Here is a 15,210-nt window from a genome sequence, read left to right as displayed (position 1 = left end):
TTTTGCGCCGCTTCGAGATCAACCATGCAGGATGCATCCCTTCCCCGCCCGGCCCTGCTGGGCATCGACCTTGGCACCACCAACAGCCTGATCGCCGTCTGGCGTGAAGGCCGCGCCGAACTGATCCCTAACGCCCTCGGCGATGTGCTGACACCGTCGGTGGTCAGCCTTGATGAAGACGACACGATTCTGGTCGGCAAAGCCGCCCGCGCCCGCCTGACCACGCACCCGGAACGCACTGCCGCCGCGTTCAAGCGTTTCATGGGCAGCGACAGGCAAATCCAGCTCGGCTCTCGCCAGTTCAGCCCGGAAGAGTTGTCGGCGCTGGTACTTGGCTCACTCAAGCAGGACGCGGAGGCCTTTCTCGGCCAGGCGGTCACAGAAGCGGTCATTTCCGTACCGGCATATTTCAGTGACGAGCAGCGCAAGCGTACCTTGTTCGCCGCCGAACTGGCCGGACTGTCCGTGACGCGCCTGATCAACGAACCGACCGCTGCCGCCATGGCGTACGGCCTGCACGAACAGAAGTTCGAACGCACGCTGATTTTCGATCTCGGCGGCGGCACGTTCGACGTCACCGTGCTCGAATACGCATTGCCGCTGATCGAAGTGCACGCCTCCACTGGCGACAACTTTCTTGGCGGCGAAGACTTCACCGCAGCCCTGTTGCAGGCCTGCCTGAAAAATTGGCAACTCACCCCCTCAACGATCGATGCACAAGCCATGGCCAGCCTCGGTGATGCCCTCGAACAGCTGAAATGCAAACTCGGCGAAGGCGCGCAGCAGTTGAGCTGGCGGCATGCCGAGCAGACATTCGAATGGGAACTGGATGAAGCCGCTGCAGTAAAAATATGGGAGCCGTTGCTGGCCCGCTTGCGCGCGCCAATCGAACAGGCTCTGCGCGATGCCCGACTGAAACCGCGCGACCTCGACAGCCTGGTGCTGGTCGGTGGCGCCACGCGCATGCCGGCGGTACAGCAAATGGTCGCCACGTTGTTTGGACGCCTGCCTTATCGGCATCTTGATCCAGACACTATCGTGGCGCTGGGGGCGGCGACGCAGGCGGCATGCAAGGCGCGGGACGGTGCGGTCGAGGAATTGATTCTGACGGATGTCTGTCCGTATACGCTGGGGATTTCGACTAATCGTGGCGAAGGCGTCAGTGGCGCGTTCTCGCCGATCATCGAGCGCAACACGGTGATTCCAACGTCACGGGTGCAGCGTTACTCGACGACGTTTGCGCAACAGACTGAAATCCGTATCGCGGTGTATCAAGGGGAACGCCCGTGGGTACGCGACAATATTTTCATCGATTCTTTCGACATCCAGTTCACCCCTAGTGAGCAACTGCAGAGTCTCGATGTGCGTTTCAGCTATGACATCAACGGCCTGCTGGAAGTAGACGTCACGCTTCTGGAAACCGGCGAACGTTACGGCCACAGCATCGACCGCAGCCCGACCGGACTGGATGAACAGGCGCGCAGAGACAGCCATGCCCGGCTCGCGACGCTCAAAGTCCACCCTCGCGACGCCCTGCCCAACCGCACCCTGCTCGCACGTCTGGAGCGAGCATGGATGCAAAGTCTGGGCGACGAGCGCGCGCGCATTGCCGAGTGGATGGATACCTTCAACACCGTGCTTGCCGGCCAGCAACCCGGCGCAATCGCCAGCCACCGCTCAGCGCTGAATGATGCGCTGGATCAGATGCGTCTTTAGCCGTTCAGTCGCCGCAGAGCCGCCTGCAATCCGCCGGACAACATATCTGCCCCACCGTCCGGCGGCACGCCGTAGCGATTGGGCAGTTTGTCTCCTGGAAAACCGAAGAGCACCAGCGGCAGGAATGGCAGAAACGGCGACAATCCAAGAAATATCAGCAGTGTCGGTATGCCCCGGCCCATATCGTGCAACCGCCGTAGCACTGCCGCGAACAACAGCAGTACGCCAAGCAAAAAGATGACCATCCCGCCAATCGTCGTGCCCGTTATCAGCCCGGCTATCGGTGTGACCACCACGCATCCCAGGACCTGAGCGATAAAAGCCTTGCGCCCCAGCCGTGATCCGAGGCGCCAGAAAGCTTTCGCTGGTACTGGCTGGACATCACTGTTGGCTAACAGCAACCGCTCCGACCACGACAGCAACGCGCAAAGTGCCAAGCGCAAACCGACGCTGTTCTGCACGTCATCCTTACCCTGCTGCAGTTGCCGCAATACTCGCGTTTTCGGCACACCGGCAGCGCCGTAGCGAATCAAGCTTTTGAGCGCATCCAGCGCCTCATAGGCCAATAGTTTGTCGACACCGAAATCCGTCAACACCTTGCGCGGTGGCCACACCGGTTCGCCCTTGATCAGACCGTCGCGAAAGGCTTCGAACCAGTCATCCTCGCAACTGAGCGCTTCAATCGACTGCAACAACGCCCGGTGCTGCTCGACGCTCAGGCTTGGATCGTGGTAGAGCACGCCCCAGAACATCAACAAGCCCAGCAGGTCATCGCCGCACGCCGCACGGTCACTTTCGACGCAGGTGTAAAGCAGGGTATTGGCGGGCAGCCTGGCGCTGTCGAGAGCCTGCTCGACACTGAACAACTGTTGCACCAGCAAACCGTGCACAGGATCGTCACCCTGCAACCACCCCAGCAAACCGGCGCCATTGCCCTGCTCACGCAGCAAGCGCCGCAATAGCGGCTGCAGTCGGCTCAAAGGATGCGCAGGATTGAACGGCAAACGCTCCAGACACTGCGCATCAATCAATTGCAACCAGCGCTCGGGTTGTTCCAGCAATGCCAGCAAAAATACGGTTTGAGCGTGCCAATCCCAGATGGCCGCTCCCAAACCGATCGGCGGCAAACCTGTCGCGCGCCGACTCAACTGGAGCATGAGATCAAGCTCCGAGAGGTCATTGCCGTCTTTGACCGCACTCAGTTCGAACGCGTCGGCAATGCGTGCAAGCGCCGTGTCGCTATAGGGCCGCAAGCGCTGCAACCACAGACGACAAACCTTGTGCAGCGCACCTTCGGACAACGCGAGCGGCAATTGCGGTGAAAGTGTTTGCGAGTCAGTGAAAGCGCTCATGGCCTGCGCAACAGGCGCCTTGGCCAGCCAATGCAGATGTTGCCTGGCCTGATACTTCAGGCCGCTCAAAACCAGGCATTCCAGCGCATCCACCGGCAGCGGTTCGTCGACAATCTGCTGCAACAAGGCCGAATCACCACGATGCAGCGCCCAGGCGTGCCGGTACAGACGCAGCAAACGGCTGTCGTGGTTTTCGCCGATCAACTGCGCGAGCAATGGCAGCTCGTCGCCCGCCATGCGCCAATCAACAAAGCTTTGCGCCAGTGCATCAAGCTTGAGCCGTCCGACACCCAACCAACGCGTCAAGGTCTCGGGCCGCTGTGACGGACTGCCATACACCTGGCACTCAGCACCCAGCTCGTCCGGCCAAACGGCGCAGTCCTCCAGACGATCGAACGCCTGAATCAGCAACGGCAGAAAGGTCGGCTGACGCTTGGCACACAGCTCCAGCAAGCGACTCTCTGCCGCGGGATGGCGATGTTCGCTCCAGAGCCGAATCCAGCATGGAAACGCTTGATCGTCGTGCCCCAACAGACTGTACTGACACGCCAGCAGGTACAGCCAGTCGACGTTATCCGGCGCGGCATCGTGCTGTTCGGCACAGCACTGCAGGAACGTCGGCGCGCCCATCCCCGCTTGGGTGAACTGCACCAGCAGACGCTTGAGGTACGCGGCATCGTTGGGCAACGGCAAGCACGTGTGCCGACTGGCGAACTCGGCGAACTCGTGAAGCGGACGCTGAGTAAAGATGAAATCGAGGCTACGGGCATACCACAGCGACTCGGTCTGTGCCGGCTCTGACCAGGCGCTCATCAGATCCGTGTCGAACGGGTCGGGCGCCTTGATGCGCTGCAAAAAGCCTTCTACCGCTTGCGCATCGTCGAATGCCAAATCCAACAGTTGCTGGTCCCAGGCCATGCGTTGCGCCAACAGATTCGCACAACGGTAGGACAACGGACCGGCGCCGGACAGTCGGTGGTACAAGCCCCAGTTGAGGTCATCGAAAACCTCCAGTGACAAGTCATCCAGCGTCCGGACGAATGCCTGCCACGCCGCGTGATTGAAGCGTCGCGCGGGATCATCCAGCAGCGCACAGAAATCCAAGAAAGCTTGAGGCGCCCGAACGACATTGGCTTGTGCAGCGTCAATCTCGTCTTCAGCCTCTTCCTGCTGCTCTTCACGGGCCAGACGCAGGGCACTCTCGTAGGCCATGCGCAGCGCCTGAAAACCTTCCGGGTCGGTTTCCGGATGGTGCGCCGGCAAACGGGCGCGATAGGCGCTGCGAATCAGGGTTTCGTCAGTAGTCGGTTCAATGCCCAGTCGAATCCAGCAACTCATGACCAGTCGAACTCCCCAAGCGATGCCGGACGAGACGGCGGATCAATATCCATGTGCCAAGGCAGATCGGCGAGAAAGTGTGGAATGTTTTGCGCAAGGCCTCGGGCAATCCTGGTGTTGAAAGCGCTGGTGCCCTCACGACTCATCTCGACCGCCAGTTCATCATCGCTTTTGCTCATGCAGCACCAAAAAGTTCGTCCCACCAGAAAGCCGTTGAAATAAGCCATCCAGCTGCCGTAATGAAACTGCGCCCTCAACGCCAGACGACTGTGCAACCAGTTGCTCTCGGCCAGATCGATCCATTGATTACGCACGGCGCAGCGCAACAGAAAGCCCATCCGGCCGTAATCCCAGGACAGAATGCCGCCGGGACCACAGCTGCCGAAGGTACGGCTGGCAAATTCATGCAGGACGCGCTCGCGCGGGCTCAGATCATTGAGCAACGACTGCCATTCACTCGGCAGGCATCGCTGCCACGCCAGATAGGCCCCGCTGAGGTGCTTGGCATGGCCGTCGTCGGTCATCCATCCGAGCATGTCGAACAACTGTTGCCGATCATCGATACCCCAACTTTCCTTGAGGTTGATGTAACGATCGTTGCAGAACGCCGGGTCGTCATACCCGGCGCCGGTGTTGAGCGCGGCCATTGGTGCGGACAACGCGCACAGCCAGCGCTGTTGAATCTCGTCCATGAAAAAAGGCTCCAGGCCGACCGCTGGGATATGGGGGTCGGCAAAACTGCGCAGATTGTAAAGAGCCCCGACAACAGCGGCAAACCCTGCATCGCTTTGATTGCGCGCACAAAAAAGGCCCCGACGTATCGGGGCCTTTCGTTCAGCGGCTTATCGCCGATTCGGGCGATTGTGTGTCAGCACATGAATCAATGCTGCAACGCCGGCTGCTGCGCTCCATTGATCGGGATGCGCTTGGCTTTCGCTTCTTCCGGGATCACACGGAGCAGGTCGATGCTCAGCAGGCCGTTGCGCAGCGCAGCGTCCTTGATCTCGATGTGATCGGCCAGACGGAACGACAGCTTGAAGGCTCGCTGGGCGATGCCTTGATGCAAGAACGTGACGCTTTCGTCAGTGTCACGCTTGCCGCCACTGATGGTCAGCACACCCTTCTCGACCTGCAGGTCCAGGTCTTCTTCCTGGAAACCGGCGGCCGCGACGACGATACGGTATTGATCATCACCGTGTTTTTCGACGTTGTAGGGTGGGTAGCTGCTGCCTGGCTCGTTGCGCAGGGCGGTTTCGAACAGGTCGTTGAAACGGTCGAAACCTACCGAGGAACGGAACAGTGGCGCGAGAGAAAATGCAGTACTCATGATTCAAATCTCCTGAAAACAATCAGCAAGGTTTTGTGTCTCCGCGACCCGAATTCGGCATCGCGTAACCCTTAGATAGGGACCGCTGTTTTGATTTCAAGAGAATATTTTGAGATTTTTTATGCGGCTTCGACGAGCGGCAATCCGAGCAAGCGCGAGACTTGATCCGGCTCGGTTTCGCGACGCAGAACAGTGAAAAGCTCGGCGGCTTCCGGGTAGTTGCGCGTCAACATGGCCAGCCATTGCTTGAGGCGACCGGGCGATTGGCGTGCGGTCATCTGCGCCTTGGCCTGCAGCCAGAAGTCCTGAATCAGCGGCATCAGCTCGGCCCAGGTCATCTCGACGACCTCGTCGCCAGTGCGCGCCGCAGCGATCTGCCGAGCGAGATCCGGGCGGGAGACCAGCCCCCGACCGAGCATGATGTCTTCGACGCCGCTGATTTCGCGGCAACGGCGCCAGTCTTCGACGCTCCAGATGTCTCCGTTGGCGAAGACCGGGACCTTGACCACATCCTGCACACGCGGGATCCACTCCCAATGCGCCGGCGGTTTGTAGCCGTCCATTTTCGTCCGCGCGTGTACGACGATGTGCTCTGCCCCGCCTTCGGCCAGTGCCGTGGCGCAGACCAGCGAGCCGTCCGGGCTGTCGAAACCCAGGCGCATTTTCGCGGTGACCGGGATGTGCGCCGGGACGGCGCGACGGACATGCTCGACGATCTGGTTGAGCAGCTCCGGCTCCTTGAGCAGCACGGCGCCGCCACGGGATTTGTTGACGGTCTTGGCCGGGCAGCCGAAGTTGAGGTCGATCACTTCCGAGCCAAGCTCGCAGGCCAACGCGGCGTTTTCCGCCAGGCACACCGGATCGGAACCGAGCAATTGCACGCGCAGCGGCACGCCGGACGCGGTGCGAGCGCCGTTGAGCAGCTCGGGGCCGAACTTGTGGAAATAGGCCGGCGTGAGCAACTGGTCGTTGACCCGAATGAACTCGGTCACGCACCAATCGATGCCGCCAACGCGGGTCAACACGTCGCGCAGGATGTCGTCGACCAACCCTTCCATGGGCGCCAGAGCAATTTGCATGGGGAAACACTACTTGAAGAAAAAACGTGCGGCAGTTTACTGGATATCGCACAAATCCGCAGAACTACACATATCTCTGTGGGAGTGAGCCTGCTCGCGAAGGCGGTCTGTCAGTTGACGCATGCGTAACTCACGCGATGCTTTCGCGAGCAGGCTCGCTCCCACAGGGTGAGATTCACATGGCTTCTGCAATCTGGATCGCCGGGCCATAGCCTTCGATAAATTCCGCCGGCATACGCTTGGGCTTGCCGGTCGACAGTTCGATGCACACAAATGTGGTCTGCGCGCGCAACAGGGTGGCGTTGTCGCTGGGGCGTTTGAGCTGGAAATGCCGGGTCATTTTCAGGCGCTGATCCCAATCGACGATCCAGGTCGCCAGTTGCAGTTCATCGCCTTCATAGGCGGCGGCCAGATAATCGATTTCGTGGCGGACAACGGCCATTGCTCGGTCCAGACGCCGGTATTCGACCAGGTCCAGGCCGAGGCGCTGCGAATGGCGCCAGGCGCAGCGCTCGAGCCAGGTCACGTAAACGGCGTTGTTGGCGTGCCCGAGCCCGTCGATGTCTTCGGCGCCTACTTGCAGATCAATGGTAAACGGCGTTGCCCGATCCCAGCCCATGCCCCACTCCCGGTCAAAGTATTCAACCGGGGCAGTGTAACGGAGCTCAGGCTGATTGGCGCGCCTGAAGGCTGCGACCGGCAAGCAGAGATAACACACCATCAATCACTCGAGGGTCGGCCAGCACCCGCTGATGGCCGCCGCTTTCCAGGCGCAGCAGGCGGCTGTCGAACCAGGCTTCGTGAATCAATTGCGATTCTTTGACCGAGACAAAATTGTCGTCCTCGGCATGGACGATCAGGCCGGGCATATCCAGTTGATAGTGGGCCACGTCCAGCGTTGCGGCGCGCATGCCGACGTCCTGCTCGACCTGACGAATAAACGCCGAACGCGCGCGCGGCGGCATGCCGACCATTCGCGCGAAACCGCGCAGCACGCCGAGAATCCGCGACGGTGCGGCGATGCTGACCAGGGTTTCGGTGCGCAGCCCCAATTGCACGGCGAGCATCGCGCTGGCGCCGCCCATGGAATGGCCGATAACCGCTTGCAGCGGCGGCAATTCGGCAGCGGCTTCAAGCATGGCGCGGGCGAACAGCACTACATTGGCTTCTCGCCCAGGGGAGCGACCGTGGGCCGGGCCATCGAGCGCGACGACGGTATAGCCAGCATCAACCAAAGCGTTTATCAGCGAAGCGAATTGCGTTGGCCGCCCTTCCCAACCATGCATCAGCAACACTGTAGGACCTTGGCCCCAACGCAGCGCCGACAGACCGAAGCGCAATGTGATGCGTTCGGAGCTGGCCAACAGCGGCAGCTCCCAATCGCGCAGCGGTAGCGCGCGGGGCGTCATGAACGCCAGACGCATTTTGCTTGCCACCAGTTTCGGTGCAAACCAGCCCAAGGTACCGTTAACGCCACGAACCCACTTCAACGCGTTCATCGCACTCTCCTCAGGCTTGTTGCCTTCAGGTCAACGCACCGCCGACTTGGCAGCGCGCAGCAATCGATCGGATAAATCTCCCGGACCCAGCGCTCTGGCCAAGGCCAGACCACCGACCATCAACGCGACATCGGCCAAAGCCTTGTCGGTGTCTTCAGGGCTGGCCGCCAGTTGCGCGACCATCAATTCCAAATGCTCGTTCAGCGCAATGCGGAACGACTCCGGCAAACGCCCCAGCTCCCCAATCGAGGCCGGGATCGGGCATGCAGCCTCGCTGGAATCCCGGTGTTTGCGTGACAGGTAGAACGCAGCCACCAAAGCGCGACGCTCTTCGCCGGTCAGATCGGCGTCCATGTCGGCAATCAGGTCGCGACGGCGGCCCAGCAGCTGTTTGAACGCCTCGAGCATCATCGCGTCCTTGCTTTCGAAGTGCGCATAGAAGCCGCCGACAGTCAGCCCGGCGGCGCCCATCACTTCACCCACGCTCGGGTCTGCCGGGCCGCGTTGAATCAATGCGGCGCTGGCAGCCTTGAGGATGCGTTCGCGGGTTTGAGCTTTTTTATCGTTCATCGTTGCCTCCGAATATTACGACTAGAATATTATTCGCATAATAATATTCCGCAAGTCATGAATATGACCGCTGGTCTGAAGCACAGTGTAAGGAAAAAGGAGAGTTGGCCAAACGCCAGACAAACAAAAGGGCCATTCAATAATTGAATGACCCTTATAAAATCCCGCAGAGCGGGTAATCGTGGCGTCCCCTAGGGGACTCGAACCCCTGTTACCGCCGTGAAAGGGCGGTGTCCTAGGCCACTAGACGAAGGGGACACAAACCCTTCTATACAACTGATCAGTGCTGAGAGCTGATCGATTCAAGGCCGGTGTGGCCAGACCTTGAACTGTAAAATTGGTGGAGCTAAGCGGGATCGAACCGCTGACCTCCTGCATGCCATGCAGGCGCTCTCCCAGCTGAGCTATAGCCCCGGATTTTTCGCCTCGCGGCGGAGTGATCTCTTGCAACATCACTTCTGTAAAACTGGCGTCCCCTAGGGGACTCGAACCCCTGTTACCGCCGTGAAAGGGCGGTGTCCTAGGCCACTAGACGAAGGGGACGCAAACCCTTCTATACAACTGATCAACGCTGAGTGTTGATCGCTTCAAGGCCGGTGTGGCCAGACCTCGAAGTGTAAATTGGTGGAGCTAGACGGGATCGAACCGTCGACCTCTTGCATGCCATGCAAGCGCTCTCCCAGCTGAGCTATAGCCCCTCATCGCTGAGGACGGGGCGAATCTTAAGGGCGTATCGAAAGCCTGTCAAACTTATTTTTGAAAAATTTCAAAATTTTTTGCCGGGATAACAATCACTTACCGCCCTCCCCCGTAAATTCGGGAGAAACGCCGAAGGCAGGATCAAAAGATCACAGCCTTCGGCAGTCCTGCAAAGAAGCAAAAGCAATCAGGCGATGGCGCCCAAGAGCTTTTCCCATTCCTTGTTTTCTTTCTTCGATACGCCGCCCAGCAGGTCAATCGCCTGGCGCAAGCGGAAACGGGTGAGATCCGGGCCGAGGATTTCCATCGCATCGAGCACCGACACCGAACTCGCCTGCCCGGTGATCGCAGCAAACATCAACGGCATCGCATCGCGCAGTTTCAGCTCGAGGGATTCGACCACCGCCTGGATCGTCGCGGTGATGCTGTCCTTCTCCCACTGCCGCAGACTTTCCAGTTTCCACAGGATCAACTGCATCAACTGGCGAACCTGATCGCCGGAGAGCTTTTTCGACTCGAAGAGCTTGGCATCCGGATTCACGCCGCCGGCAAAGAAGAACCCCGCCAGCGGTGCGACCTGGCTGAACGTTTCAACACGACCCTGTACGTGCGGCGCGATCTTCATCATGTATTCGGAATTGAACGCCCACTTCTGCACGCGGGCGGCAAATTCTTCCACCGGCAGATCGCGCAGCCACTGGCCGTTGAGCCACGACAGCTTCTCAATATCGAAGATCGGCCCGCCGAGGGATACGCGCTTGAGGTCGAAGTTGTCGACCATTTCCTGCAGCGAGAACTTCTCGCGCTCGTCCGGCATCGACCAGCCCATGCGGCCGAGGTAGTTGAGCATCGCTTCCGGCATGAAGCCCATGCGCTCGTAGAACGTCACCGAGGTCGGGTTCTTGCGCTTGGACAGCTTGCTCTTGTCCGGGTTACGCAGCAGCGGCATGTAGCACAGCTCCGGTTGTTCCCAGCCGAAGTATTCGTACAGCAAAATCAGTTTCGGTGCCGATGGCAGCCATTCTTCGCCACGCAGCACGTGGGTGATGCCCATCAGGTGATCGTCGACGACGTTGGCGAGGAAGTACGTCGGCAGGCCGTCGGTCTTCATCAGCACTTGCATGTCCATGCGATCCCACGGGATCTCGACGTCGCCACGCAGCATGTCCGGCACCACGCAGACGCCTTCGCTCGGCACCTTCATGCGAATCACGTGCGGTTCGCCAGCGGCCAGGCGCGCCGCGACTTCTTCCTTCGACAGCAGCAGCGCGCGGCCGTCGTAGCGCGGAGTTTCGCCACGAGCCATTTGCTCGGCGCGCATCTGATCGAGTTCTTCAGCGGTGCAGAAGCACGGGAACGCATGCCCCATGTCGACCAGTTGCTGGCAGTACTTCTGGTAGATGTCGCCGCGCTCGCTCTGCCGATACGGGCCGTGCGGGCCGCCGACGTCCGGGCCTTCGCTCCAGTCGATGCCGAGCCAGCGCAGGGCGTCGAAGATCTGCTGTTCGGACTCGCGGGTCGAACGCAACTGATCGGTGTCTTCGATGCGCAGGATGAACTCACCGCCATGCTGCTTGGCAAAGCAGTAGTTGAACAATGCGATGTAAGCGGTACCTACGTGGGGGTCCCCGGTAGGCGATGGCGCGATGCGAGTGCGGACGGTGGTCATGGCTTGTCTCGAAAAAATGAAGAGCAGAACAATCAAGCGGCGAATGGTAACAGGCGACACCCGCCCCGCTCCAGCGGGCAGGGTATTTAAGCCAGATGCCCTAAGCCCTTCGGATGGTGTGAAGGCCATTCGCGAGCAGGCTCGCTCTTACAGAGATACACAATGATCTTTCCCACGCTCTGCGTGGGAAAGCATCCTGTGACGCTCTGCGTCACGCGAGCGATGGGACGCAGAGCGTCCCGGGCGGCATTCCCACGCAGAGCGTGGGAACGATCCCTTAAACCGTAAGCAATCGTTCGCGCAGTTTGGCAATCTCGTCACGCATCTGCGCCGCCGCTTCAAACTCCAGATCCCGCGCCAATTGGTACATCTTCTCTTCCAGCGCGCGGATGCGTTTGGTGATTTCGCTTGGCGAGCGCAGTTCGGCTTCGTACTTGGCGTTCTCTTCGGCGGCCTTGGCCATGCCTTTGCGCTTCTTGCTGCGCGAGCCCGGTACGGTGGCGCCTTCCATGATGTCGGCGACGTCCTTGATCACACCTTTCGGGGTGATGCCGTTCTCAAGGTTGAAAGCGATCTGCTTCTCGCGACGGCGCTCGGTCTCACCAATCGCCCGCTCCATCGAACCGGTCATGCGATCGGCGTAGAGAATCGCCCGGCCATTGAGGTTACGCGCCGCGCGGCCGATGGTCTGGATCAGCGAGCGCTCGGAACGCAGGAAGCCTTCCTTGTCAGCATCGAGAATCGCCACCAGCGACACTTCCGGCATGTCGAGGCCTTCACGCAGCAGGTTGATCCCGACCAGCACATCGAATACGCCGAGGCGCAAATCGCGGATGATCTCGACGCGCTCGACGGTATCGATGTCCGAGTGCAGATAACGCACGCGCACGCCGTGGTCGGCGAGGTAATCGGTCAGGTCTTCGGCCATGCGCTTGGTCAGCGTGGTGACCAGCACACGTTCTTCGATCGCCACGCGCTTGGTGATTTCCGAGAGCAAGTCATCGACCTGAGTCAGTGCCGGCCGCACTTCAACCTGCGGGTCGACCAGGCCGGTCGGCCGCACCACTTGTTCGACCACGCGCCCGGCGTGCTCGGCTTCATAGTTGCCGGGGGTCGCCGAAACGAAAATGGTCTGCGGGCTGACCCCTTCCCACTCGTCGAAACGCATTGGCCGGTTGTCCAGCGCCGAAGGCAGGCGGAAGCCGTACTCAACGAGGGTTTCCTTGCGCGAACGGTCGCCCTTATACATCGCGCCGACCTGCGGCACGCTGACGTGGGATTCGTCGATCACCAGCAAGGCGTCGGCAGGCAGATAGTCGTAAAGCGTGGGTGGCGCCGCGCCGGATGGACGCCCGGAAAGGTAGCGCGAGTAGTTTTCGATGCCGTTGCAGTAACCCAGTTCGAGGATCATCTCGAGGTCGAAACGGGTGCGCTGCTCCAGGCGCTGGGCCTCCACCAGTTTGTTGTTACTGCGCAAGTATTCGAGGCGCTCCTGCAATTCGACCTTGATGCCTTCGATGGCGTCGAGCAGGGTTTCCCGAGGCGTCACGTAGTGGCTCTTCGGATAGAAAGTGAAGCGCGGCATCTTGCGGATGACTTCGCCGGTCAGCGGATCAAACGCGGAAATGCTCTCGACCTCGTCGTCGAAAAGCTCAATGCGGATCGCTTCCAGATCGGATTCCGCCGGGAAGATATCGATCACATCACCGCGCACGCGGAACGTCGCCCGGGCAAAATCCATGTCGTTGCGGGTGTATTGCAGGTCAGCCAGGCGCCGCAACAGCGCGCGCTGATCGAGCTTGTCGCCGCGATCAACGTGCAAGACCATTTTCAGATAGGTTTCCGGGCTGCCCAGACCATAGATGCACGACACCGTGGTGACGATGATCGCGTCCTTGCGCTCCAGCAACGCTTTCGTCGCGGACAGTCGCATCTGCTCGATGTGGTCGTTGATCGACGCGTCCTTCTCGATGAAGGTGTCGGACGACGGCACATAGGCTTCGGGCTGGTAGTAGTCGTAATAGGAAACGAAGTATTCAACGGCGTTGTTCGGGAAGAACGCCTTGAACTCACCGTACAACTGCGCGGCCAGGGTCTTGTTCGGCGCCAGAACCAGCGTCGGACGCTGTACCTGGGAGATGACGTTGGCGATGCTGAAGGTCTTGCCCGAGCCGGTCACACCGAGCAATGTCTGGTGCGCCAGTCCGGCGTCAATGCCCTCAACCAACTGGCGAATGGCTTCCGGCTGATCGCCGGCAGGCTCGAAGCGGGTGACTAGCTGGAATTCCGACATACACACCTCTGGATTCGCGGCGCTCCGCGTCAGACGGAGCACCACGAGGACGACCGCAAACGACCGATGTCGCGCAAGAAAAAACCTGGATTGTGCTGAATGTGGTGGCGATTGCCTGACCTTTCAAGGCAAACGTCCTACATCCGGTAAAGAGTCTGACAAAGTCAATCGACTAACGGTCCAGAAATAATCGGAAAAACTTACCCCAAAAGCCGATTCGCCTGTCGCCATTGCGCAGTGATGGCCTCTATACTAGCTCCCCGTTTGTGCACCGCTCTAGTGCATTCGGCTGGAGCGCTACACGTCCCTCCACTCTCCATTCAGAGCCGCCGTAATAATGAGCCTGTTCTCCGCTGTCGAAATGGCACCCCGCGATCCAATCCTGGGCCTCAACGAAGCATTCAACGCCGATACCCGGACCACCAAGGTCAACCTGGGCGTAGGCGTGTACTGCAACGAAGAGGGGCGAATTCCACTGCTGCGCGCGGTGATCGAAGCCGAGACGATTCGCGTCGCGCAACACGCTTCGCGCGGTTACCTGCCGATCGATGGCATCGCTGCCTACGACCAGGCCGTGCAGAAACTGCTGTTCGGCAACGACTCGCCGCTGATCAGCGCCGGTCGCGTCATCACCACTCAGGCCGTCGGCGGGACCGGCGCACTGAAAATCGGTGCCGACTTCCTCAAGCAACTGCTGCCGAACGCCGTCGTGGCGATCAGCGACCCGAGCTGGGAAAACCACCGCGCGCTGTTCGAGACCGCTGGTTTCCCGGTGCAGAACTATCGTTACTACGACGCTGCCACCCACGACGTGAACCGTGCCGGCATGCTCGACGACCTCAACGCCCTGCCGAACGGCTCGATCGTTGTCCTGCATGCTTGCTGCCACAACCCGACCGGCGTCGACCTGACCCCGGCGGACTGGAACAAGGTACTGGAAGTGGTCAAGGCCAAAGGTCACGTGCCGTTCCTCGACATGGCTTACCAGGGTTTCGGCGACGGCATCGATGAAGACGCCGCCGCTGTGCGCCTGTTCGCTGAATCCGGCCTGACCTTCTTCGTCTCGAGCTCGTTCTCCAAATCGTTCTCGCTGTACGGCGAGCGCGTTGGCGCACTGTCGATCATCAGCGAATCGAAAGAAGAAAGCGCGCGCGTGCTGTCGCAGGTCAAGCGCGTGATCCGCACCAACTACTCCAACCCGCCGACCCATGGCGCCAGCATTGTTGCTGCGGTGCTGAACAGCCCGGAACTGCGCGCACAGTGGGAAGCCGAGCTGGCCGAGATGCGCCTGCGCATTCGCGGCATGCGCGAGCAGATGGTTGCCCTGCTGGCGGAAAAAGCCCCGGGCCGCGATTTCAGCTTCGTTGGTCGTCAGCGCGGCATGTTCTCCTACTCCGGCCTGACCACTGAACAAGTGCATCGCCTGCGCAACGAGTTCGGCATCTACGCCCTGGACACCGGCCGCATCTGCGTGGCTGCCTTGAACCAGAGCAACATCAAGGCTGTGACGGACGCGATCGTTCAGGTCATCTGATTTCGCCGCGCGATGAAAAACGGGAAGCCTTTGGGCTTCCCGTTTTTATTTGTCCCTGGAACCGCCGTGCAACCTCTAGACTGCACACAATTCAAATCTGTGGGAGCGAGCCTGCTCGCGAATGCGGTCGACCA

The 15,210-nt window shown here is 60.2% G+C and carries 11 protein-coding genes and 4 tRNA genes; 2 read left to right on the top strand and 13 right to left on the bottom strand.

All coding sequences use genetic code 11. The features are described from left to right. Nucleotides 1–24 precede the first annotated feature (24 nt). A complete protein-coding gene (locus AB4N85_RS04660; RefSeq protein WP_252869124.1) occupies nt 25–1,716 on the top strand; it encodes a molecular chaperone HscC in 1,692 nt (563 codons plus the stop codon). Here the strand turns inward: AB4N85_RS04660 and AB4N85_RS04655 are convergent. The 13 genes from AB4N85_RS04655 to uvrB all read right to left on the bottom strand — a co-directional run bounded on the left by AB4N85_RS04655 (nt 1,713) and on the right by uvrB (nt 13,542). After that, nucleotides 1,713–4,406, bottom strand: a complete 2,694-nt coding sequence (locus AB4N85_RS04655; protein ID WP_252869123.1) for a DUF805 domain-containing protein — start codon at nt 4,404–4,406, stop codon at nt 1,713–1,715. The genes AB4N85_RS04660 and AB4N85_RS04655 overlap by 4 nt on opposite strands. Beyond that, a complete protein-coding gene (locus AB4N85_RS04650) occupies nt 4,403–5,098 on the bottom strand; it encodes a DUF1266 domain-containing protein (RefSeq protein ID WP_217850860.1) in 696 nt (231 codons plus the stop codon). The genes AB4N85_RS04655 and AB4N85_RS04650 overlap by 4 nt, the downstream gene beginning before the upstream one ends. Before the next feature lie 188 nt (nt 5,099–5,286). After that, complete coding sequence (locus AB4N85_RS04645) at nt 5,287–5,733, bottom strand: Hsp20 family protein (RefSeq protein ID WP_016773925.1); 447 nt, start codon at nt 5,731–5,733, stop codon at nt 5,287–5,289. A 119-nt stretch (nt 5,734–5,852) separates the two neighbouring features. Then, the gene (locus AB4N85_RS04640) at nt 5,853–6,812 is read right to left on the bottom strand and encodes a tRNA dihydrouridine synthase (RefSeq protein ID WP_252869122.1); all 960 of its coding nucleotides are present in this window, start codon (nt 6,810–6,812) and stop codon (nt 5,853–5,855) included. 175 nt (nt 6,813–6,987) lie between these two features. Then, nucleotides 6,988–7,431 (bottom strand): acyl-CoA thioesterase, encoded by a 444-nt coding sequence (locus tag AB4N85_RS04635; RefSeq protein WP_016773923.1) that lies wholly within the window; start codon nt 7,429–7,431, stop codon nt 6,988–6,990. 46 nt (nt 7,432–7,477) lie between these two features. Beyond that, nucleotides 7,478–8,311: an alpha/beta fold hydrolase gene (locus AB4N85_RS04630; RefSeq protein ID WP_016773922.1), complete on the bottom strand. Its 834-nt coding sequence runs from the start codon at nt 8,309–8,311 to the stop codon at nt 7,478–7,480. 30 nt (nt 8,312–8,341) lie between these two features. Beyond that, entirely contained in the window at nt 8,342–8,881 is a 540-nt protein-coding gene (locus AB4N85_RS04625; RefSeq protein WP_041478525.1) for a TetR/AcrR family transcriptional regulator, read from the bottom strand. A 182-nt stretch (nt 8,882–9,063) separates the two neighbouring features. Next, nucleotides 9,064–9,139: transfer RNA gene (locus AB4N85_RS04620), tRNA-Glu, on the bottom strand. Between the two features lie 80 nt (nt 9,140–9,219). Next, nucleotides 9,220–9,295, bottom strand: a tRNA-Ala gene (locus tag AB4N85_RS04615). 53 nt (nt 9,296–9,348) lie between these two features. Then, nucleotides 9,349–9,424: transfer RNA gene (locus tag AB4N85_RS04610), tRNA-Glu, on the bottom strand. A 79-nt stretch (nt 9,425–9,503) separates the two neighbouring features. Further along, a tRNA-Ala gene (locus AB4N85_RS04605) sits at nt 9,504–9,579 on the bottom strand. Nucleotides 9,580–9,767: 188 nt separating this feature from the next. Next, nucleotides 9,768–11,249: a glutamate--tRNA ligase gene (gene gltX / locus AB4N85_RS04600; protein WP_016773920.1), complete on the bottom strand. Its 1,482-nt coding sequence runs from the start codon at nt 11,247–11,249 to the stop codon at nt 9,768–9,770. Nucleotides 11,250–11,526: 277 nt separating this feature from the next. After that, complete coding sequence (gene uvrB, locus AB4N85_RS04595; RefSeq protein WP_016773919.1) at nt 11,527–13,542, bottom strand: excinuclease ABC subunit UvrB; 2,016 nt, start codon at nt 13,540–13,542, stop codon at nt 11,527–11,529. A gap of 337 nt (nt 13,543–13,879) precedes the next feature. On the opposite strand from uvrB, the gene AB4N85_RS04590 reads away from it, so the two are divergent. Beyond that, on the top strand, nt 13,880–15,076 hold the full coding sequence (locus tag AB4N85_RS04590) for an amino acid aminotransferase (protein WP_016773918.1): 1,197 nt from the start codon (nt 13,880–13,882) through the stop codon (nt 15,074–15,076). The last annotated feature ends 134 nt before the right edge of the window (nt 15,077–15,210 follow it).

This window comes from Pseudomonas sp. H1_G08, from assembly GCF_054681355.1.
The sequence above is the reverse complement of the archived record's forward strand: the minus strand, read 5'-3'. Positions and strand labels throughout refer to the sequence as shown.